Raw genomic sequence first — 21,575 nt, 5'->3', positions numbered from 1 at the left:
CCATTCATGGGCTGATCCGCAGATCAGCGATCATCCTGTGCGCCCGGTGCAGCATGGGCGATGTGGGTGCCGGCGGTCATCGGCGCTTCGTGATGCGAGGCCGAGTGCAGTGCGCGGCGGTCGATGGTGCGCAGCAGGACATAGAACACCGGCGTCAGGAACAGGCCGAACAGGGTCACGCCCAGCATGCCGAAGAACACTGCGATACCCATCGCATGACGCATCTCCGAACCGGCACCGGTCGAGGTCACCAGGGGCACCACACCCATGATGAAGGCGATGGAGGTCATCAGGATCGGACGCAGACGCAGGCGGCTGGCTTCGATGGCGGCTTGTACGGCGCTGCGGCCCTGCATTTCCAGTTCGCGGGCGAATTCCACGATCAGGATGGCGTTCTTCGCCGAGAGTCCCACCAGCACCATCAGACCGATCTGGGTGAAGATGTTGTTGTCGCCACGGGTGAGCCACACACCGGTCAGGGCCGCCAGGATGCTCATCGGCACGATCAGGATCACGGCCAGCGGCAGGGTCAGGCTTTCATACAGCGCGGCCAGCACCAGGAACACCAGCAACACGCTGATCGGGAACACCCACACGCCGGCATTGCCTGCCAGGATCTTCTGATAGGTCAGGTCGGTCCATTCGAACTTGATGCCGCGCGGCAGGGTCGCTGCGGCCACGCGTTCAGCGGCGGCCTGGGCCTGGTCCGAGGAATAGCCGGGGGCCGGACCGCCATTGATGTCGGCAGCGGTATAGCCGTTGTAGCGCACCACCATTTCCGGGCCGAAGGTTTGCTTGACCTTCACTACCGAAGACAGCGGCACCATCTCGCCGGCATCGTTGCGGGTCTTCAGTTGCGCGATGTCCTCGGCCTTGGCGCGGAAGGGCGCGTCAGCCTGCGCACGCACCTGGTAGACGCGGCCGAAGCGGTTGAAGTCGTTCACATACAGCGAGCCGAGGTAGATCTGCATGGTGTTGAACACGTCGGTGACCGGGATGCCGAGCTGCTTGGCCTTCACACGGTCCAGTTCCACGTCCAGTTGCGGCACGTTGATCTGGTAGCTGGAGAACATCGGGCCCAGCGCCGGTTCCTTGGCGGCGGCCTTCATGAAGGCTTGTGCCGCCTTGTCCAGTTCGGCGTAGCCGAGCGCGTCGCGGTCTTCGATCTGCATCTTGAAGCCGCCCAGCGTGCCCAGGCCCATCACCGGTGGCGGCGGGAAGACGGCGGTGAAAGCCTCCTTGATGCTGCCGAATTTCTGGTTCAGCGAGGCGGCGATGGCATTGCCCGACAATTCCTTGCTCTTGCGTTCCTCGAAGGGCTTCAGGCCCACGAAGACGATACCGGCCGAGGAGCTGTTGGTGAAACCGTTGATGGACAGGCCGGGGAAGGCAATCGCACTGGCCACGCCGGGTTCCTTCAACATGATGTCGCTCATCTTGCGCATCACTTCTTCACTGCGGTCGATCGACGCGCCATTGGGCAATTGCGCGAAGGCCACCAGGTATTGCTTGTCCTGCCCTGGCACGAAACCGCCGGGGACGATGTAGGACACCCCCAGGGTCGCGGCCAGCAGCACCACATACACGCCCATGGTCGCGCCTTTGCGCTTGATCACGCCCGTCACGCCACCACCGTAGTTATCGGAGGCGCGATTGAAGAAGCGGTTGAAGCGGATGAAGAAGCCACCGAGGAAGCGGTCCATCTGGCGCGTCAGCCAGTCCGGCTTGTCGCCATGGCCCTTGAGCAGCAGGGCGGCCAGGGCCGGGGAGAGGGTCAGCGAGTTGAAGGCCGAGATGACGGTGGAGATCGCAATGGTCATCGCGAACTGCTTGTAGAACTGGCCGGTCAGGCCGGTCATGAAGGCCAGCGGCACGAACACTGCCACCAGCGTCAGGGCAATGGCGATGATGGGGCCGGAGACTTCCTGCATGGCGCGATAGGTGGCGTCGCGCGGTGAGAGGCCGGCGCCGATGTTGCGCTCGACGTTTTCCACCACCACGATGGCATCATCGACCACGATACCGATGGCCAGCACCATGCCGAACAGCGACAGCGCATTGATGGTGTAGCCAAAGCCCAGCATCAGCGAGAAGGTACCGATGATGGAGACCGGCACGGCCAGCAGCGGAATGATGGAAGCGCGCCAGGTCTGCAGGAAGATGATCACCACGATCACCACCAGCGCAATGGCTTCCAGCAGGGTATGCACCACCGCTTCGATGGAAGCGCGCACGAACTGGGTCGGGTCATAGACGATGCTGTAGCTGACCGAGCTGGGGAAGTCGGCCGACAATTCCTTCATCGCCGCCCGCACCTGGGTCGACACATCCAGCGCATTGGCACCGGGTGCCTGGAAGATGGGGATGGCCACGGCCGGCTTGTTGTCCAGCAGCGAGCGCAGGCCGTATTCGGAAGCGGCCAGTTCCACGCGGGCCACGTCGCCCAGGCGCGTGGTGGCGCCGTCCGGCGACGCCTTCAGGATGATGTCGCGGAATTCGGCTTCGGTCTTCAGGCGGCCTTGCGCGTTCACCGACAGTTGCAGCGGCGTGTCCGGCGAGCTGGGCGAGGCGCCGATCACACCGGCAGCCACCTGCACGTTCTGCTCGCGGATGGCGCGTACCACGTCGGAAGCGGTCAGGCCGCGCTGCGCTACCTTGTTGGGATCGAGCCAGACGCGCATGGCGTAGTTGCCCGAGCCGAACAGGCCCACTTCACCGACACCCTGGATACGCGCCAGGCGGTCCTTGACGTTCAGGACCGCATAGTTGCGCAGGTAGGTGGTGTCGTAGCGGTTGTCGGGCGAGGTCAGGTGCACCACCATGGTCAGCGTGGGGGAGGACTTGAGCGTGGTCACGCCCAGTCGCTGCACGTCTTCCGGCAGGCGCGGCAGGGCTTGCGAGACGCGGTTCTGCACCAGTTGCTGGGCCTTGTCGGGATCGACTCCCAGGCGGAAGTTGACGGTGATGGTGAGGTTGCCGTCGCTGTTGGCCTGCGACTGCATGTAGAGCATGTTTTCCACGCCGTTGATCTGCTCTTCCAGCGGCGAGGCCACGGTCTCTGCGATCACCTTGGGGTTGGCGCCGGGATACTGCGCGCGCACCACCACCGAGGGCGGCACCACTTCCGGATATTCGGAGATGGGCAATTGCAGCATGGCCAGCACGCCGCCCAGCAAGAGCAGTACCGACAGCACACCCGCGAAGATCGGGCGGTCGATGAAGAATTTTGAGATATTCATGTAGGTTCCTTGTCAGTCGTCAGGATGCAAACGCCCGGGCAGCGGGCGTTTTGCGCCCCTGCGACTTGTTCTTCCTTGAATGCGAGAGAGCTCTTTGCCGGATCAGGCCTTGCCGGCAGCAGGCGCCGGTGCCGCCGTTGCGGTCTGTACCTGCATCGGCACCACGGTCGGGGTGATGGCGTCACCCGGACGGATGCGCTGCAGGCCATTGACCACGATGCGTTCACCCGGCTGCAGACCCTTTTCGATCACTACCAGGCCGTCATGCCCGGCGCCGACCACCACCTGGCGGTAGTTGGCGTGGTTGTCCTTGTCGGCCACCATCACGAAGCGCTTGTCCTGGTCGGTACCGATGGCCTTTTCATCGATCAGCACGGCCTGGTGCGGCTCGCCGCCACCCAGGCGCACGCGGGCATACAGCCCCGGGACCAGCTGGCCGTCCGCATTGTCGAAGATGGCGCGCACGCGGATGGTGCCGGAGGCGGTGTCGAGGCGGTTGTCCACCGAACCGACCCGGCCCTTGCGGGAGTAGCCGTCTTCATTGGCCAGGCCCAGTTCCACCGGCACCGTGGTGCCCGCGGCGCGCGCCGGGTTGACGTATTTCAGGAAGCTTTGTTCATCCACGTCGAAGGAGGCATAGACCTTGGCCACGGACACCAGCGTGGTCAGCGGCGCATTGGCTGCACCGGGGTTCACTACGTTGCCTACCGTGACTTCGGCGCGCGAAATACGTCCGGAGACCGGTGCGGTGATGCGGGTGTATTCCAGGTTCAGGCGGGCCGCACGCAGGGCGGCGCGGGCGGCGGCGACGTTGGCCGAGGCTTCGCGCGAGGCGTTCTGCTTCTCTTCGAAATCGCGCTTGGCAATGGCGTTGTCGCCCAGCAGGCGCTGGCCGCGCGCCAGGTCGGAGGCGGTGTAGCCGGCGCGGGCTTCGGCTCCGGCCAGTTGCGCTTCGGCGCGGGCGACTTCGGCCTCATACGGGCGCGGGTCGATGGTGAAGAGCACGTCGCCCTTCTTGACCAGTGCGCCATCCTTGAAGTGGACGGCGGTCAGGGTGCCGCCGACCAGCGGGCGCACCTCGACACGATCGACCGCTTCGATGCGGCCGGAATAGGATTGCCAGTCGATGATCTGGCGCTGGACCACTTCGGCCACATCCACCGGGGCGCCGGCTGCCGCGGCAGTCGGAGCGGTGGTGGCATTGGCCGAGAGGCCGACCACGGAAATGGCGCCACCGACCGAGAGGGCGATGACGGCCAGGACCGTGGCGGTGAGAGCGAAGCGTTTGCGTAGTGGAGCGGGAGTATTCATTTTTCTTTTCCTCAGAGTGAAGTGGAGGGGTGAAGCGGATACGGCAGGAATTCAGGGGCTGTTGCATCGCGCCGCAGACTGGCAAAGCGGCAGCGCAGGAAATTGACGATCTCGGTCAGCAAGGGCAGATGCGTGCGCAGCGCGCCATGCGTGATGCCGACAAAGCGCGAGACCTGCGTGGGCACGCCGGCACGGATCAGGCTGGAGGCGTATTTCTCGGCCTCCGGGCAGAGCACGTCGCGTTCGGCGGTGGCGATGAAGGCCGGCGGCAGGCCCGCCAGCCGGCTCACTTCCAGCGGTGCGGCATAGGGATGCAGGCGCTGCATGGTCTGCGGCAGGTACTGGCGGTAGCTGGCCGCGCAAGTCTCTGCGGTGACGTCCGATTGCAGGCGGGCGGCATCACCCAAGAGGCGCATGCTCGGGTCCAGCATCGGGCTGATCAGCACTTGGGCGGCCAGCGGCTTGCCACAGCGGTCGCGGGTCATCAGCGTGAGACTGGCAGCCAGGCTGCCACCGGCGTCGTCACCTGCCACCACCATGCGGTCCAGATCCACCTTCAGGTCGGCCGCGTTCTTGCAGGCCCAGGTGGCGGCCGCGAAAGCATCTTCGGGTGCAGCCGGGAAGGGCCTGGCAGGGGCCAGTGCGTAGCCGACCGACAGCACCACCGCCTGGTTGTGTTGCGCCAGGAAGCTGGCCGGTGCATCGGCATCGTCCAGCGAGCCGCCAGTGAAGCCGCCTCCATGGAAATACAGCACCAGCGGGCGTTTCTGGCCCTTGGGCAGCGCCTCGGCGGGCTGGTACAGGCGCACCGGAATGCGTCCCAGCGGGCCGGGAACGAAGAAATTGCGGATGTCCAGCGTAGGTGAGCCGTGCATGATGAGCGCCTGGGCCGAAGCCACTTGTCCAAGAATGGAGCGGATTGTGCGCCACAGCAGGGTCTCGAATAAACACCTATAATCCAACAACACTGTTCGGTAAGTCTGAACAATCAGGACGATCAATTCGTTCACTTTTCTGATCCTTTATGTGATTTGAAAAGCTAATTCCAGCCGTCGGAGACGGACGCATCGTCGATGTGAAATCGGCGCGGTTGCCGCCTGTTGTGCAAACTTGGCTGGATTTTGTCGTTATTTGGTTTAAATTGGGATGAGGCTGGCCCTGCAGTCCGGAACCATCCCATCATGGCAAGACGGCGCGCCGGGGGCGGCGCCTGCCTTGCCTGGATCGTCTTGGCCCCCGTTTGCCGCACCGGAATCCTCCCCCGATGCAGCCTCAAGGAGAGAGCGATGGACCGTTTCCAGGCCATGCAAGTCTTTACCGCTGTGGTGGATGCCAACAGCTTCACGCGCGCTGCCGACAACCTGAACCTGCCGCGCACCACCGTCACCACCCTGATCCAGGGGCTGGAGAGCATGCTGCAGGTGCGCCTCTTGAACCGCACCACGCGCCGCATCAGTCTCACACCCGATGGCGCGGCGTATTACGAGCGCTGCGTGCGCATCCTGGCCGACATCGACGAGACCGAACAATCCTTCCGCAACGTCACCCGCGGCCCGCAAGGGCGGTTGCGCATCGACGTGCCCGGTTCCATCGGCCGCCTCATGCTGTTGCCCAACCTGTGCGACTTCTACAGCAAGTACCCGGACATCGAACTGGTCATGGGCATGGGCGACCGTCCGGTGGACCTGGTGCAGGAAGCGGTGGATTGCGTCATCCGCGTGGGCGCGCTGCAGGATTCCTCGATGGTGGCGCGTCGCATCGGCACCTTCCAGACCGTGACCTGCGCGGCGCCTTCCTATCTGGAGCGCCATGGCGTGCCCCATACCATCGAGGATCTGCAGCAGCACCAGTCGGTGCATTACTTCTCCAGCCGCACCGGCCGCACCATCGACTGGGATTTCGTGGTCGATGGCGTCAGCCGCGAGGTCAAGATGAACGGCCGCCTCTCCGTCAACGATGCCGACGCCTACGTGGAATGCGCATTACAAGGCTTTGGCATGGTGCAGGCGCCGCTCTACATGGTCACCCGCCACATGGAAGAGGGCCGCCTGGTCGAGGTGCTGTCGCAATGGAAGCCGGCGCCGCTGCCCATTTCGGTGGTGTATCTGCACAATCGCCATCTCTCGCCCAAGGTGCGCGCCTTCGTGGATTGGGTGGCCGAGCTGTTTGCCACCTGCCCGCTGAACAAGGCCTGCACCATGGGCATGGAAGAGAGCGAGTGCCACTTCGTCAACAAGCCAGAGTCCACTACCGTGCGCAACGTCGTGGAGCAGTACAACATCGCCGAAAGCGTGTTCTGAGGATGTCCGTGCAGTTCTGGGGTTCGGCGAGGATTATGCAGGGTGGACGCGCTTTTCCGCGTGCCGAAAGCTGCTGATTTTTTGCCCGATTCTCTGCGTCTGTCAGTTGGAGTTTCAGGTGGAATCGCGCGGATAGTGATATTGCTGCTTGATGAGGTGATCATCGCCGCGCTTGATCGTGCCAGGGCATACCTGATCCTGCAAACTTCTTGCCTGATTCTCCGTGCGTGAATCGCGGAGGATCAGGCAATTGCCGGTCCGCGCTAAAGTCGCGTCTGTCTTTCAAAGAGAGGAGCTTATGGAGCTCGATCTGCATTCCATCCAGGAGGCGGCTCCGCTGCTGTCCGATGCCGCTGGAAGCGAACCCGCCCGGGAGGGCGATGATCCGCGCTTCCAGGCCATGCAGCAGGAGCTGCTGCAACTGCTGGAGCGCTATACCGCCGGTGTCGAGGGCATACTGGAAACGGCCATCCCCAATCTGGAAATCTATCGGATTACCTGTCCGACAGGTCCCAAACACGCGGTGCAAAAACCGGTCTTTGCCGCGATCGCCCAAGGGTCCAAGCGCATCTTCGTGGGCGACGAAATCTACGAATACGATCCCATGCATTACCTGGTCGCCTCGGTGGATCTGCCGGTGGTCGGCAAAGTCACGGTGACCAGTCCCGATGAACCCTACCTGGGTTTGCGGCTGGAGCTCGATACCCAGGAAATCGGTGAACTGATCGGCGACGAGAATCTGCCGGCTGCCGCCCATCCGGGCGAAGGCGCTGCGCGTGGCCTGTACGTGAACCGGCTCGACGCGGCGCTGCTCGATGCGGTGCTGCGCCTGTTGCGCTTGCATGAGACGCCGCGCGACGTGGCTATCATGGCACCGATGATCCGACGCGAGATCCTGTACCGGCTGCTGATGAACGGGCAGGGCGCGCTGTTGCGCCAGACCGTGCTGCAGGACAGCCAGATGAACCGCGTGGCCAAGGCGATCCGGCTCATCAAGGAGGGTTATGACCAGGCTCTGCGCATTGAGGATATTGCGCGCGACGTACACATGAGCGTGTCCTCGCTGCATCACCATTTCAAGCTGGTGACAGCCATGAGCCCCTTGCAATACCAGAAGAACCTGCGGTTGCAGGAAGCGCGCAGACTGATGCTCACCGCCGACGCCAGCGTGGCCACTGCGGCGCATCGCGTGGGATATGAAAGTTCATCCCAGTTCAGCCGTGAATACAGCCGCTTGTTCGGCGCACCGCCGCTGCGCGACAAGCGGCGCTGGCAGGAAGAGGAAGCGCCGATGTTGTGAACATCGGCGACGCGCAAACACAGCAGCAGTTGATTTACCCACACCCTTTTTTCGATTTGGAGAGAGCATGCACTATCGTCGCCTCGGCAAGAGCAATCTGAAAGTATCGGCCCTGTGTCTGGGTTCCATGATGTTCGGCGACCAGACCGATGTGCAGGAATCCGGCCGCATCGTAGCCTCGGCCCGCGAGCATGGCATCAATTTCATTGATACTGCGGACGTCTACACCAAGGGCAAGTCCGAGGAAATCGTCGGCAAGCTGCTGGCCGGGCAGCGCCATGAGTGGGTACTGGCGAGCAAGCTGGGCAATGCCATGAGCGGCAAGCCCAATGAATCGCATTATTCGCGCAGCTGGATCGTGCGCGAGACCGAGAACATCCTCAAGCGTCTCGATACCGATTATCTGGACATCCTCTACATGCACCGCGACTACCAGGACGAGAACCTGGAAGAAGCCGTGCAGGCCCTGGGCGACCTGATCCGTGCGGGCAAGATACGCGGCTTTGGCGTTTCCAATTTCCGTGGCTGGCGCATTGCCGAGATCGTGCGCCTGTGCGAGAAGAACAACGTGCCGTTGCCGCTGGTGTGCCAGCCTTATTACAACCTGCTGAACCGTCAGCCTGAAGTGGAAATCCTGCCGGCTTGCGCGCATTACGGTTTGGGCGTGGTGCCTTACAGCCCGATTGCACGTGGCGTGCTGACCGGCAAGTATCAGCCTGGCCAGAAGCCGGCCGAAGATACGCGCGCCGGCCGTGGCGACAAGCGCATGATGGAAACCGAATTCCGTGAAGAATCCCTGTTGATCGCGCAGCGCTTGCAACAGCATTGCCAAGCGCGTGGCATCAAGCTGGGCCAGTTCGCCACCGCCTGGGTGCTGGCCAATTCGGCCACCAGCAGCGTGATTGCGGGGCCGCGCACGCTGGCGCAGATGGAGGATTATTACGACGCGGTTGAGTTGAAGATCAGTGCTGAGGAAGAGGCGCTGGTGGATGAATTGGTGACGCCGGGGCATGCTTCCACGCATGGGTATAACGATCCGAATTATCCGTTCTTTGGGCGGGTGGTGCGGGGTTGAAACAACGGAGCGATTCGTGGCCGCGAAAACGGGTCAGCGCAAATGAGCCGACCCGTTTTCGTCGGAACGCTTCCTGCCGCCAGCGCCTCAGCGTAATGCGTCAACCCGCCGCATTCCTTCCGCCCTGATCTGCTGAATATCCGTCCCCGGCACCACCAGATCCATGCCGATGGCCTTCATGCGCTGGGCCATGTCCATGGTGCCGGCAAAGATGCCCACGTACTTGCCCAGCTTGCGCGCCAGCGCCAGCAGATGGTCGATGGCTCCATTGAGGCGCGCATCATCGTAGGCATCCGGCGCCAGGCCCAGTTCGATGGCGAGGTCGCTGGGGCCGATGAAGATGCCGTCCAGGTCCGATGTCTTCAGGATGGCCTCGGCATTGGCGTAGCCTTCGCGCGTCTCGATCATGGCCAGCGTCAGGATGGTGGCGTTGGCGTGGGCGAAGTAATCCGCGCCACCATACAGGAAGCCGCGCGCGGGACCATAGCTGCGCCCGCCGCGCGGTGAATAATGGCAGGCCCGTACGAAGCGCTCGGCGTCGGCGGCCGTGTTGATGAGCGGGCAGATCACGCCATAGGCACCGGCGTCGAGCAGCTTGTTGATTTCACCCAGGCTGTTTTCGGAGCACCGCACCAGCGGCATGGCCGGGGTGCTGGAGATGGCCTGCAGCATGGACAGCGCCGATTCAATCGAGAAGGGACCATGCTGCAGGTCCACCGTCACGGCGTCGTAACCGCTGTGGCCCAACACTTCGGCCAGCAGCGAGTTGCCCATCGATACCCAGCCCGAGAGGGCCAGTTGCTGTTGCGCGAAGAGGGTGCGCAGCCGGTTTTCCCGCATCGTTCGTCTCCCATGGGTCAGGCCAGCGGAGGTGCTGGCGATGTGCCATGTTAAGTCCGAATGCGCGGGCCTGACATGAAACTTCTTCAGGCGCGGTACTGGAAGGGCGCGTCATCGATGGCGCGCTTGCGGCCGGCGATCTGGTCGGCCACCAGCGCCGCGCTGCCGCAGGCCAGCGTCCAGCCCAGCGCACCCTGGCCGATGTTGAGATGCAGATTCTCCACAGGCGACGCGCCGACGATGGGCACGCCGCTCGGGGTGGCCGGTCGGAATCCCATCCACGGCGACAGCGTGGCATCCTCGCCCAGCCTGCAGCCGGGGAAGAGTTCGCGCAGGCCGTTCTTCAGTTCCTCGATGGCGCACGGGGCAATGCTGCGGTCCTGGCCCACCAGTTCGATGCGGCCCGCCACACGCAGGCGTTGGCCCAGGCGCGCATAGACGATCTTCCTGGCAATGTCGGTAATGGAGACCTGGGGTGCGGCCGTCCGGCTGGCCTCATCCTCCAGCGGTACGGTGATGCTGTAGCCCTTGAGCGGATAGAGCGGCAGGCGCAAGTCCAGCAGGTGGGCGAACGCCACGCTGTCGGCGCCTAGCGCCAGTACGAAACGGTCGGCCGCCAGCCATTCGCCGCCGGCCTGTACCGCATGCAGTGCCCGGCCCTCGCGGCGCACCGCAGAGACCTGCCGGCCGCCCAGGAAGCGGAAGTTCGGATTGCCTTGCATGGCCTCCACCAGTGCGCGGCAGAACTGCGGGCAATCGCCTGCCTCTTCGCTGGGCGTGTAGACGCCTCCGACCCAATCGCGTTGCGAATGAGCCAGTGCCGGTTCGATACGCAGGCAATCGGCCGCACCCAGCACTTGCTGCTGGCAACCATATTGCGACTGGAATTGCACCTGGCGGGCGGCCGCCTCCAGGCCCGGCGCATCGGTGAACATGACCAGCTTGCCGGAGCGCTGATGGTCGAAGTACAGCTGCAGCCCGGCATCCCATTGCGTGAGCTGGTCGCGGCTGTAGAAGGCCAGCTGCAGCAGGTCGATGGTGGTCTGGCGCACGCGCGGGGCACGGCAGCAGCGCAGGAATTCCAGCAGCCAGCGGTATTGCGCCGCATCGGCCGTGGGCTTGATGGTCAGCGGCGAATCCTTGCTGAACAGGTAGTACGCCCACTTGGTCCAGACCGAGGGATCGGCCAGCGGCGCCACATAGGAATAGCTGAGCTGCGCGCCATTGCCCTGGCTGGTGCCTTCACCGGGCTGTTGGCGCGCATCGATCAGGCTGACCTGGTGGCCATCCTGCAGGAGACGGTAGGCAGTGGTCACGCCGATCACGCCGGCGCCCATTACGCAGATATGCATGGTGTTTCGTTGGAGTCAGTCAAGAGCCGCGCGGCACGTGGCCTGCAGCGGATCAGCACCAGACTACCGAAGAGCCGCGCAGGTGTCACATGCCGAATTGGCATGAAGATTTGCGTGCATGCACAAGCGTTTTGCGCCTTCTGTTGGTCGGGGAAGCGCCATGCTGCGCTACAATAGCGCCCGATGCAGGCCAGACAGCCGCTGGCCGCCTTCGCGAGGAGGCGGCGGGAGGAAGGTCCGGACTCCACAGAGCAGGGTGACGGTTAACGGCCGTCCGCTGAAAGCCGGCGCAAGCCGGTATAAGGCGAGGAACAGGGCCACAGAGACGAGCGTATTAAGTTACGGTGAAACGCGGTAACCTCCACCCGGAGCAATTTCAAATAGGCACGCGTTGATGTGGCTCGCGGAGCGTGCGGGTAGAAAGCTTGAGCGGCGGAGCGATCCGTCGCCTAGAGGAATGGCTGTCATAGCGGGTTTCCCGCCGTAACAGAATCCGGCCTACCGGCCTGCTTCATTGAATTCATCCATCACAAGACTGCGGCCCGCGGGCACTGCGGGATCGCGCAAGAGACGATACCCCAGGAGACCCATGAACCAAATCGCCGCACCCGTGCTCTTCGAAGAACTGACGGCCGCCAATGGCCGTCGCATCGGCATCGCCACCCTCGCTTCCGAAAAGACCTTGCATGCCATCTCGCTGGAGATGGTCAAGCTGTTGACGCCGCAACTGCAGCGCTGGCAGGCCGATCCGGAGGTGGCCATGGTCATCTTGCAGGCCCAGGGCGAGAAGGCCTTCTGCGCCGGGGGCGACCTGCAGCAGCTCTATCGGTCCATGCGCGAGCATCACGCCTCGCCGGCGCGCGGCGACATTCGCGCCAATGCCTATGCGGCCGAGTTCTTCGAGCAGGAATATCGTCTGGATTATCTCGTCCACAGCTTCTCCAAGCCCATCCTGTGCTGGGGGCATGGCATCGTCATGGGGGGCGGCATCGGCCTGATGGCCGGTTGCAGCCATCGCGTGGTGACCGAGAAATCGCGCCTGGCCATGCCGGAAATCAGCATCGGCCTGTATCCGGATGTGGGCGGCAGCTGGTTTTTGTCGCGCATGCCGGGCAAGACCGGTATCTTCCTGGCGCTGACCGGCGCCAACCTCAATGCCAACGACGCGCTCTTCGCCGGCCTGGCCGACTACCGCGTGGCGCACGCCGGCAAGCAGGCGGTGATCGATGCCCTGCTCCGGCAGCCGTGGGGGGAGGGCAAGGATGCGGAGCTGCTGGATCGGGTCCTCGGTGCGGCGCAGGCGTCCTCGCTGCAGGAGGGGACGGCCGCGTTCGCCGCCTCCAACCTGCGCACGCATTTCGAGCAGATCGATGCCCTGTGCCGCCGGCCGACGCTGCCCGAAATCGTCGAGGGCATCCTGGCATTGCAGACCGAGGAGGCCTGGTTGAGCAAGGCCCAGGCCACTCTGCGCGCCGGCTCGCCGGGTTCGGCCTGGCTCGGGTATGCCTTGCAGAAGCGGGTGCGTCCGCTGTCGCTGGCGGAGGTGTTCCGGTTGGAATTCGTGGTCTCGCTGCATTGCGCGGCACGCGCGGATTTCGTCGAGGGCATCCGGGCGCTGATCATCGAGAAGGACCAGAAGCCGCAATGGAGCCCGGCCTCGCTGGCCGGTGCCACGCCGCAATGGGTGGAGGGCTTTTTCGCCGATCCGTGGTCACGCGCGGCCCATCCGCTGGCCGACCTGGGCGCCTGAAGCCCTACAGCGTGTCCAGCTCGGCCCAGCGGCCCGGTCTTACAGGCCCAGCTCGGACAGGCCGGGATGGTCGGCCGGACGCGGGCGCGAACGGTCCCAGTGGAACTTGCGGTCGGCTTGCTTGATGGGCAGGTCATTGATGGAGGCATGGCGCAGGCGCATCAGGCCATGTTCGTCGAACTCCCAGTTTTCGTTGCCATAAGAGCGGAACCAGCTCCCCGAATCGTCATGCCATTCATAGGCGAAGCGCACGGCGATGCGGTTGCCTTCGTGCGCCCAGACTTCCTTGATGAGACGGTAATCCAGTTCACGTGCCCATTTACGGGTGAGGAAGGCGACGATCTCCGCGCGACCGTGGATGAAATCGGCACGGTTGCGCCAGCGGCTGTCTTCGGTATAGGCCAGCGAGACGCGCTGCGGGTCGCAGGAATTCCAGGCGTCCTCGGCAGCACGCGCCTTCATGGCGGCAGTCTCGCGGGTGAACGGGGGCAGCGGCGGACGCTGGGCGGGGCTATTCATCGACGGTCTCCTTGGATGCGCCGGACGGGCCGGCAGGTCTGGTGGTCAGCGGGACGGCAAGCGGGACTGCGACTACGGGCAGATGTTAATCCGAAAAAATTCCAGGCGCAGCGCGCGGCATTGGCGAACGAAGACGGCCCTGCAGGGACATGGCGCTGCTGTGCGTGGCAGGCTGGCGGGGAACTGTGCTGTATCGGCCGGGCCTCAAGCCTGGCGAACGGGATCAGGTATTGCTGGGGAGGACGGGGAAGTACTAGGGGGAGACGGCCGACCACCAGGATCGGCCTCGATTTGAATGCCATGAACCTGGTTCATGGCATTCAAATGCGCGAAGCGTGAAATTATTTCTTCTTCTTGTTCACGGCTTCCTTGAAAGCCTTGCCAGCCGAGAATTTCACGGTGGTAGCAGCGGCGATCTTGATTTCTTCGCCGGTTTGCGGGTTGCGGCCGGTGCGGGCAGCGCGCTTGCCGGTCGAGAAGGAACCGAAGCCAACCAATTGCACGGTATCGCCCTTGGTCACGGCCTTGATGATGTTCTCGATGACGGAGTCCAGCGCGCGCTGGGCTGCTGCCTTGGAGATCTCGGTGTCGGCGGCGATAACGTCAACCAATTCAGATTTGTTCACTTTAAAATTCCTTTCACTGTTAAGGTGCCCAGATTTTAGCACTGGAATGAGGCGGATCCGCAAGCCCTATCTGCGTTTTCAGCCGATCTGGCCTGGCCGGAACCGGCCTTTGATTGAAAAAAACCGAGGTGCTTTTCAACACCCGCCAACGGCGCTTTGCTGCTCCATTTTTGCGGTTCGATCTTCCCAAAGACACGGATAGTAAAAGCTGCGCGCAGAGGAAGTCAAAACAAAAACGCTTGGCACCATTCATTTGATGAAGAAATTGATGAAGTTTCGGGTCTGAGACGGATTCCTCCGCTACCCCGTGGACTGCGGCCGAGGTTTTTTTCCGCTTTTCAGCGGCTTTCGCTGAACTTAAGTTGCACTGCAAAATCCATGTCCCTTGGTCTGCTGCACTCGCAAATCGGCCGATCTTGGTGTCTCTCATTTTCCCTCTTCCCGCTGCCCCGAAAACGGGCATGCCGGCTCTTCCATGCGGCGCAAATCCGCGCCGTTGCGCAATTCTGGCGCGAAACACATGTGTATAGCTCAGGTTGCACCTTCAATGTAAATGCTAAGTCCTTCATTTTCTTCACAAATGTTATGAAACGGGTGTTTTAAAGAAGTGCGCTAAGTCTTTGACTTTATTAGCAAAATCGCTGTTTTTCACAGCGTATACCGCTTGACCTGCAATAGTGCATCCACTAAAGTGGGCGGCAGTGTGAAAAAGTGTTTTTTTGTGGGGCATTTGCGGCGTCATTTGCATTTGCCTGGCACGACAAGGCAACCGATCAGCAAACTCACTCGCCGCAGGCGAAGGAAAAACACAGTGTTCCAGGGCGCGTCAGCACTCAATCTCGATGCCAAAGGACGGATGACCATTCCGGCCAAGCATCGTGACGCCCTGATTGTGCAGTGCGAAGGACGCGCCACCGTGACGCGCCATCCGCATGGCTGCCTGCTGTTCTTTCCGCGCCCGACCTGGGAGACACACCGTGAGCAAATTGCCAACTGGCCCATGTCGGCCCGTGCCTGGCAGCGCATCTTCCTGGGCAATGCCCAGGACGTGGAGCTCGACAGCGCCGGCCGCATCCTGATTGCGCCCGAGTTGCGCGCGGCCGTGGGTTTGCAGCGCGATGTGATGTTGCTGGGCATGGGTAGCCATTTCGAAATCTGGGATGCCGTCAAGCTGGCCGAAAGTGAAGCCGAGGCTGTGGCGGGTGGTATGCCGGATGTGTTGAGTAATTTTTCCTTCTGACGGCCGGACAAGATGAATCTGCAACCGGTGCCCGAGCTGCAGCACCGCACCGTGCTGTTGGAAGAAGCCGTGGACGCGCTGGCCATTGAGGGCGAGCGCGCCAATGGCATTTACCTGGACGGAACCTTCGGCCGTGGCGGTCATAGCCGCGCCATCCTGTCCAGGCTGGGCCCGCAAGGGCGCCTGATCGCATTTGACAAGGATCCGTTGGCCATCGCCACGGCGCAAAAGATCACCGATGCTCGCTTCGAGATCGTGCATGACAGCTTTGCGACCATGGATGAAGCGCTTGCCGCACGCGGCATCGCGCAGGTCGACGGGGTATTGATGGATTTGGGCATCTCGTCGCCGCAGGTGGATGACGCCGCGCGCGGCTTCAGTTTTCGCCTCGATGGCCCGCTGGACATGCGCATGGATACCACCCGTGGCGTGTCGGCAGCGGAATGGCTGGCAACGGCAGATGAACAGCAGATTGCAAAGGTGATACGTGATTATGGGGAAGAACGGTTTGCTCTTCAGATTGCAAAGAAGATTGTTGCTGGCCGGGCAATCGAGCCAATTTCAAGCACACGACAGCTTGCCGCGCTCGTGGCACAAGCCGTCAAAACCCGCGAGAAAGGCAAAGACCCGGCCACTCGCACCTTTCAGGCTGTACGGATTTTCGTCAATCAAGAGCTTGAAGAACTCGAAGTAGGACTGGACAAGGCATTTGCCCAGATGGCGCAGCACGGGAGATTGGTCGTGATCAGCTTTCACTCGCTGGAAGATCGCATCGTCAAGCAGTTCATGGCCTCCAAAGCCCATGCGCCGCAGCCTGACCGCCGCCTGCCGATCCGTGCGGTGGACCTGCCGCAAGCCCCGGCGCGCCTGCTGCCGCGGGTCATGCCCAGCGCTTCTGAAGTGGAATCCAACCCGCGCGCCCGCTCGGCGGTCATGCGCGGCCTGGAGCGCATCACTGCCGTGGCCGCACCGCTCACCCAAGGGGCCCCTGCATGACCGGGCGTCTGTGCATCCTGCTGACCATGATGCTGGTGGGCTGCGCGCTCTCGGTCGTGAGCGCCCAGTACAAGGCCCGCAGCCTCTTCATCGAGCTGGAGCGCGCCCAGAGCGCGGCCCGCCAGCTCGACGTCGATTGGGCGCAGCTGCAGCTGGACCAGTCCACGCTGGGCAAGAACGCCCGGATCGAAGAGCTGGCGCGGCGTGACCTGGGCATGGTGCCGGTCACGGCCGCCCGCACTCAATACCTGACCGTGGGGGCGCAATGACCAAGATGCCTCCGCGTACCAACCTCGCCGGTGGCCGCGTGGCCGCTTCCAAGGGCGTGGCGTTCTCTTCCAATCCCATCCTGCAGGTCAAGCTGCCGGCCTGGCGCTCGCGCTTCGTGCTGTTCGTGCTGTTTGCCGCCTTCGTGGCACTGGTGCTGCGGGCACTGTGGCTGCAGGGCGTGTCCACCGATTTCCTGCAGAAGCAGGGCGCTTCGCGTTACGCCCGTACCCTGGAAATGCCCGCCACGCGCGGCAAGATCACCGACCGCAATGGCCAGGTGCTGGCCTCTTCCGTGCCGGTCAAGGCGATCTGGGCCATTCCGGATGACGTCCAATCCGCCCCCAAGGACAAGCTCGCGCAACTGGCCAAGCTGCTGGAAATGAGCGATGCCGAGTTGCGCAAGAAACTCGATTCGGATCGCAGCTTCGTCTACCTGAAGCGCCAGGTCGAGCAGGACACCGCCGACAAGATCGTCAAGCTGGGCATCCCCGGCATCGAGACCCGCAAGGAATACAAGCGCTTCTATCCTGAAGGCGAGGTGATGGCGCACGTGGTCGGCTTCACCAACATCGAGGATGCCGGCCAGGACGGCATGGAACTGGCCGCGCAGAAGACCCTGGCCGGCGTGACCGGCAGCCGCCGCGTCATCAAGGACCGCCTGGGCCGCGTGGTGGAAGACATCGAATCCATCCGCGAACCGCACGATGGTCGCGACCTGACGCTTTCCATCGACAGCAAGATCCAGTACATCGCCTTCACGCAACTGAAGGAAGCGGTGGAAAAATACAAGGCCAAGGCTGGCGGCATCATCGTGGTCGACGCCAAGACCGGCGAAGTGTTGGCCCTGGCCAACATGCCGACCTACAACCCCAACGACCGTTCGGTGCTGACCGGCGCGCAGCTGCGCAACCGCGTGGTGACCGATACCTTCGAACTCGGCTCGACCCTGAAACCCTTCACCGTGGCCCTGGCGCTGGATACCCATCGCGTCACGCCCTCCACCGTGTTCCAGACTGCACCCGGCAAGATGACCATCGGCACCGCCACCATCGGCGATTCGCATGCGCATGGTGCCCTGACGGTGGCGCAGATCATCGAGAAGTCCTCCAACATCGGTACAGCCAAGATCGCGCTGGGCATGCCGCCGGAAGAGATGTGGGAAATGTTCACCACGGTCGGTTTCGGCCAGCAGCCCAAGTTCGGCTTCCCCGGTGCGGTGGCCGGACGCGTGCGTCCCTACAAGTCATGGCGTCCGATCGAGCAGGCTACCATGAGCTACGGTCACGGCATCTCGGTGTCGCTGATCCAGCTGGCGCATGCCTACCTGATCTTTGCCCGCAACGGCGACATCATTCCGCTGTCCTTCACCAAGGTCACCGATTCGCCCATCGGCCAGCGCGTCATTTCGCCCGATACCGCCCTGCAGATGCGGCGCATGCTGGAAACCGTGGTCGCCCCCGGCGGTACCGCGCCCCAGGCCCAGGTGCCTGGTTATCGCGTGGGCGGCAAGACCGGCACCGCCTACAAGATCGAAAATGGCAAGTACGTGCGCAAGTACGTGGCCTCCTTCTCGGGCATCGCCCCGATGTCGGATCCGCGCCTGATCATCTCGGTGATGATCGACGAGCCGCAAGGTCAGCACTTTGGCGGCCCAGTGGCCGGTCCGGTGTTTGCCAACGTGGCCGCCAATGCCTTGCGCGCATTGAACGTACCGCCGGATTCCAGCGTGACCAACATCATCATTCCCAAAGAACCGCTTGAGGAGAGCATGTAATGTCCGAGCGCGTTCTGAGCCTTCATGACATCCTCGCCTGGCTGCGCCAGGCGGCGCCGTCTGCGCAGCTGACCTCGGATTCCCGCCGCGTGGCGCCGGGCGACGCGTTCTTCGCCTACGTGGGCGACGCCGATGGCCGCTCCTATATTGCCGATGCCGTCGAACGGGGCGCTGCGGCCGTGCTCTACGAAGCCGAGGGCTACACCTGGCCCGAACAGATCGAAGAGCCGCACCTGGCCGTGCCCGATCTCAAGGCCCGTGCCGGCGAGATCGCCGCCGCCTGGTACGGCCAGCCTGACCAGGGCATGCTGACGGTGGCCGTCACCGGCACCAATGGCAAGACCTCCTGCGCCTACTGGCTGGGCACTGCACTCTCGCGCCTGCCCGGTGCCAGCGCCGCTGGCGTGATCGGTACCCTGGGCGTGGGCACCTTCATCAACGGCAAGCCGCAAGGTTTCGACGTCACCGGCTATACCACGCCGGACGCCGTGCTGCTGCAGCGCAGCCTGTTCAAGCTGTCGCAGGCCCGCGTGGGCGCGCTGGCCATTGAGGCCTCCTCGATCGGACTGGTCCAGGGGCGCATGAATGGCATGCACGTCGATGTCGCCTTGCTGACCAATTTCACCCGCGATCACCTGGATTTCCACGGTGACATGCAGACCTATGAAGAGGCCAAGCGCAAGCTCTTCCAGTGGCCCGGCCTCAAGCACGCCGTGGTCAACCTGGACGATGGCATGGGCCAGCGTCTGCTGCCGCTGTTGGCCGAGCGCAAGCTGCCGGTGATCGGCTACGCCATTGCCGACGGGCAGGGTGGCGACACGCAAGGCGTGCCCACCCTGCGCGCGAGCCAGTTGCGCAGCAGCCATACCGGCACCGCCTTCCATGTGGATTCGCCTTTCGGCAGCGGCCAGGTCAAGACCCAGCTGGTCGGCCGCTTCAACGTCAGCAACGTGCTGGGCATCATGGGTGTGCTGCTCACCCAGGGCGTGGCCTGGGATGCCGTGGTTGCCGCCGCTGCCGCGCTGACCCCGGCCCCCGGCCGCATGCAGCAATTCGGCGGCCCCGACGTGCCACTGATCGTGATCGATTACGCCCATACGCCCGACGCGCTCGACAAGACGCTCTCCACCCTGCGCCAGGTCGCTACCCAGCGCGGTGGCCAGCTGTGGTGCGTGTTTGGTTGCGGCGGCGACCGCGATCCGGGCAAGCGCCCTCAGATGGGCCAGATCGCCGAGCAGGCCGATCAGGTCGTGCTGACCAGCGACAATCCGCGCACCGAAGATCCGCAAGCCATCATCGACCAGATCCGCGCCGGCATGAGCCGTGTCGAACCGGTAGTGTTGCCCGACCGTGCCGGTGCGATCCTGTGGGCGATCCGCCATGCCACCAAGTCCGACGTGGTGCTGCTGGCCGGCAAGGGCCATGAGCCTTATCAGGAAATCGCCGGCAAGAAATTGCCCTTCCTCGATGCCGATCATGTCGCGCTGGCCCTGGCCGCGCGTTCGACCATGATGGGAGGCGCATGATGCGATTCGATTTCCGCCAGTTGCTGGAATGGATCCGTACCGCCGAGCAAGCCGCCTCCGCGCACACCGTGCCGGGCGTGGTCAATGCCCCGCAAGGCGTGCTCGAACTCAATGATGTGGTCACTGACAGCCGTGCGGTCAAGCCCAGCAATGTCTTCGTCGCGCTGCGCGGCGAACGCTTCGATGCGCATGACTTCCTTGATGCAGTGGCCGCCCAGGGCGCTGCTGCCGTGGTGGTCGAGCGCGTGCCGCCGGGGCTGTCCGTGCCCGCCATCGTGGTGCCCGACACCCGCGCGGCCTTGGGCCAGATCGCCCATGGCTGGCGTGTCCAGCGCCAGATCCCGGTGATCGGCGTGACCGGCAGCAACGGCAAGACCACCGTCAAGGAAATGATCGCCGCCATCCTCGCGGCTGCCTTCGGTGAAGACGGCTACCTGGGCACGCGCGGCAATTTCAACAACGAGATCGGCGTGCCGCTGACCTTGTTCCGCCTGCGCGCGCAGCACCAGGCCGCCGTCATCGAGATGGGCATGAACCATCCGGGCGAGATCGCCGTGCTCTCGCGCATCGCTGCACCGACGCTGGGGCTGGTCAACAATGCCCAGCGCGAGCACCAGGAATTCATGGCCAGCGTGGAAGCGGTGGCCCGCGAAAACGGCGCCGTGATCCGCCACCTGCCGGCCGATGGCGTGGCCGTGTTCCCGGCCGATGATGATTTCACCCCGCTCTGGCGCGAAGAGGCCGGCACGCGCCGCGTGCTGACCTTTGGCCTCAGTGCGCAAGCCGATGTGAGCGCCAGCTATCAGGCCGCCACCTTCGGCAGCACCCTGCAGGTCACCGTCAAGGGCCTGGCCGTGCCACCGGCGCAGTTCAAGGTCGAGCTGGCTGCCGTGGGCGAGCACAACGTGCGCAATGCCCTGGCCGCCACCGCCTGCGCATTGGGCGCCGGTATCGCGGTGGATGCCGTGGTGCGCGGCCTGCAGAGCTTCGCGCCGGTCAATGGCCGGCTGCAGCGCAAGCAGGCCAGGAGTGGTGCGCTGGTGATCGACGACACCTACAACGCCAACCCCGATTCGGTGCGCGCCGCCATCGATGTACTGGCCGCCATTGCCGGCCCGCGCGTGCTGGTGCTGGGTGACATGGGCGAAGTCGGCGACCAGGGTCCGCAGTTCCATGCCGAGATCGGCGCGTATGCGCGCAGCCGTGGCATTCCGCTTTTCTTTGGATTGGGCGAATTGACGAAATACGCCGTCACTTCGTATGGTCCGGCGCTACAAGGTGCAGCGCAGGCAATGCATTTCGACGACATCGGCGCACTCAATGCGGCGGTGGAGCAGGCCGCGCCGCAGGGCGCGACCATTTTGGTAAAAGGTTCACGCTTCATGAAGATGGAGCGAGTTGTACAGCATCTGGTCAACGTTGAATCACTCACGCAACATCAACAGGAGACCCATTAG

19 protein-coding genes and 1 other RNA gene are annotated in these 21,575 nt (G+C 63.5%); 12 read left to right on the top strand and 8 right to left on the bottom strand.

What is annotated here, in order from left to right:
• Window positions 1-23 precede the first annotated feature (23 nt).
• The 3 genes from ACVC5H_RS24185 to ACVC5H_RS24175 all read right to left on the bottom strand — a co-directional run bounded on the left by ACVC5H_RS24185 (window position 24) and on the right by ACVC5H_RS24175 (window position 5,425).
• Window positions 24-3,239 (bottom strand): efflux RND transporter permease subunit, encoded by a 3,216-nt coding sequence (locus ACVC5H_RS24185; protein WP_489620243.1) that lies wholly within the window; start codon window positions 3,237-3,239, stop codon window positions 24-26.
• 102 nt (window positions 3,240-3,341) lie between these two features.
• The gene (locus ACVC5H_RS24180) at window positions 3,342-4,550 is read right to left on the bottom strand and encodes an efflux RND transporter periplasmic adaptor subunit (protein WP_489620242.1); all 1,209 of its coding nucleotides are present in this window, start codon (window positions 4,548-4,550) and stop codon (window positions 3,342-3,344) included.
• An 11-nt stretch (window positions 4,551-4,561) separates the two neighbouring features.
• On the bottom strand, window positions 4,562-5,425 hold the full coding sequence (locus ACVC5H_RS24175; RefSeq protein ID WP_489620241.1) for an alpha/beta hydrolase fold domain-containing protein: 864 nt from the start codon (window positions 5,423-5,425) through the stop codon (window positions 4,562-4,564).
• 411 nt (window positions 5,426-5,836) lie between these two features.
• Here ACVC5H_RS24175 and ACVC5H_RS24170 point away from each other — a divergent pair, with 411 nt between their 5' ends.
• The 4 genes from ACVC5H_RS24170 to ACVC5H_RS24155 all read left to right on the top strand — a co-directional run bounded on the left by ACVC5H_RS24170 (window position 5,837) and on the right by ACVC5H_RS24155 (window position 9,225).
• Complete coding sequence (locus ACVC5H_RS24170) at window positions 5,837-6,850, top strand: LysR family transcriptional regulator (RefSeq protein ID WP_489620240.1); 1,014 nt, start codon at window positions 5,837-5,839, stop codon at window positions 6,848-6,850.
• Window positions 6,851-6,892: 42 nt separating this feature from the next.
• Entirely contained in the window at window positions 6,893-7,081 is a 189-nt protein-coding gene (locus ACVC5H_RS24165) for a hypothetical protein (protein WP_489620239.1), read from the top strand.
• 67 nt (window positions 7,082-7,148) lie between these two features.
• Entirely contained in the window at window positions 7,149-8,150 is a 1,002-nt protein-coding gene (locus tag ACVC5H_RS24160; protein ID WP_489620238.1) for an AraC family transcriptional regulator, read from the top strand.
• A 67-nt stretch (window positions 8,151-8,217) separates the two neighbouring features.
• The gene (locus ACVC5H_RS24155; RefSeq protein WP_489620237.1) at window positions 8,218-9,225 is read left to right on the top strand and encodes an aldo/keto reductase; all 1,008 of its coding nucleotides are present in this window, start codon (window positions 8,218-8,220) and stop codon (window positions 9,223-9,225) included.
• Window positions 9,226-9,312: 87 nt separating this feature from the next.
• Here the strand turns inward: ACVC5H_RS24155 and ACVC5H_RS24150 are convergent, their stop codons facing one another.
• Both ACVC5H_RS24150 and ACVC5H_RS24145 read right to left on the bottom strand, forming a co-directional pair.
• A complete protein-coding gene (locus ACVC5H_RS24150) occupies window positions 9,313-10,065 on the bottom strand; it encodes an HpcH/HpaI aldolase family protein (RefSeq protein WP_489620236.1) in 753 nt (250 codons plus the stop codon).
• A gap of 86 nt (window positions 10,066-10,151) precedes the next feature.
• A complete protein-coding gene (locus ACVC5H_RS24145; RefSeq protein WP_489620235.1) occupies window positions 10,152-11,417 on the bottom strand; it encodes a D-amino acid dehydrogenase in 1,266 nt (421 codons plus the stop codon).
• Window positions 11,418-11,599: 182 nt separating this feature from the next.
• Here ACVC5H_RS24145 and rnpB point away from each other — a divergent pair.
• Both rnpB and ACVC5H_RS24135 read left to right on the top strand, forming a co-directional pair.
• An RNA gene (gene rnpB / locus ACVC5H_RS24140) (RNase P RNA component class A) lies at window positions 11,600-11,934 on the top strand.
• A 72-nt stretch (window positions 11,935-12,006) separates the two neighbouring features.
• Window positions 12,007-13,167, top strand: a complete 1,161-nt coding sequence (locus ACVC5H_RS24135; protein WP_489620234.1) for an enoyl-CoA hydratase/isomerase family protein — start codon at window positions 12,007-12,009, stop codon at window positions 13,165-13,167.
• 39 nt (window positions 13,168-13,206) lie between these two features.
• Here the strand turns inward: ACVC5H_RS24135 and ACVC5H_RS24130 are convergent, their stop codons facing one another.
• From ACVC5H_RS24130 to ACVC5H_RS24120, 3 genes are all read right to left on the bottom strand, one after another.
• Window positions 13,207-13,686 carry a nuclear transport factor 2 family protein gene (locus tag ACVC5H_RS24130; RefSeq protein WP_489620233.1) on the bottom strand — a complete coding sequence of 160 codons (480 nt, stop codon included), beginning with the start codon at window positions 13,684-13,686 and terminating at the stop codon, window positions 13,207-13,209.
• A 341-nt stretch (window positions 13,687-14,027) separates the two neighbouring features.
• Window positions 14,028-14,312, bottom strand: coding sequence for an HU family DNA-binding protein (locus ACVC5H_RS24125; protein ID WP_006465510.1), 285 nt, complete (start codon window positions 14,310-14,312; stop codon window positions 14,028-14,030).
• Window positions 14,313-14,331: 19 nt separating this feature from the next.
• The gene (locus tag ACVC5H_RS24120) at window positions 14,332-14,742 is read right to left on the bottom strand and encodes a hypothetical protein (protein ID WP_489620232.1); all 411 of its coding nucleotides are present in this window, start codon (window positions 14,740-14,742) and stop codon (window positions 14,332-14,334) included.
• A gap of 381 nt (window positions 14,743-15,123) precedes the next feature.
• Here ACVC5H_RS24120 and mraZ point away from each other — a divergent pair, with 381 nt between their 5' ends.
• The 6 genes from mraZ to ACVC5H_RS24090 are packed head-to-tail and all read left to right on the top strand — an operon-like array spanning window position 15,124 to window position 21,575.
• On the top strand, window positions 15,124-15,552 hold the full coding sequence (gene mraZ / locus ACVC5H_RS24115) for a division/cell wall cluster transcriptional repressor MraZ (protein ID WP_006465511.1): 429 nt from the start codon (window positions 15,124-15,126) through the stop codon (window positions 15,550-15,552).
• Window positions 15,553-15,564: 12 nt separating this feature from the next.
• Window positions 15,565-16,548 (top strand): 16S rRNA (cytosine(1402)-N(4))-methyltransferase RsmH, encoded by a 984-nt coding sequence (gene rsmH / locus ACVC5H_RS24110; RefSeq protein ID WP_489620231.1) that lies wholly within the window; start codon window positions 15,565-15,567, stop codon window positions 16,546-16,548.
• Window positions 16,545-16,817 (top strand): cell division protein FtsL, encoded by a 273-nt coding sequence (gene ftsL / locus ACVC5H_RS24105; protein WP_489620230.1) that lies wholly within the window; start codon window positions 16,545-16,547, stop codon window positions 16,815-16,817. Before rsmH ends, ftsL begins: the two co-directional genes overlap by 4 nt.
• The gene (locus ACVC5H_RS24100) at window positions 16,814-18,592 is read left to right on the top strand and encodes a peptidoglycan D,D-transpeptidase FtsI family protein (RefSeq protein WP_489620229.1); all 1,779 of its coding nucleotides are present in this window, start codon (window positions 16,814-16,816) and stop codon (window positions 18,590-18,592) included. Before ftsL ends, ACVC5H_RS24100 begins: the two co-directional genes overlap by 4 nt.
• A complete protein-coding gene (locus tag ACVC5H_RS24095) occupies window positions 18,592-20,118 on the top strand; it encodes a UDP-N-acetylmuramoyl-L-alanyl-D-glutamate--2,6-diaminopimelate ligase (RefSeq protein WP_489620228.1) in 1,527 nt (508 codons plus the stop codon). Before ACVC5H_RS24100 ends, ACVC5H_RS24095 begins: the two co-directional genes overlap by 1 nt.
• Window positions 20,115-21,575, top strand: a complete 1,461-nt coding sequence (locus tag ACVC5H_RS24090) for a UDP-N-acetylmuramoyl-tripeptide--D-alanyl-D-alanine ligase (RefSeq protein WP_489620227.1) — start codon at window positions 20,115-20,117, stop codon at window positions 21,573-21,575. The genes ACVC5H_RS24095 and ACVC5H_RS24090 overlap by 4 nt, the downstream gene beginning before the upstream one ends.

It is taken from the genome of Herbaspirillum sp. Her3 (genome assembly GCF_057961275.1).
The sequence above is the reverse complement of the archived record's forward strand: the minus strand, read 5'-3'. Positions and strand labels throughout refer to the sequence as shown.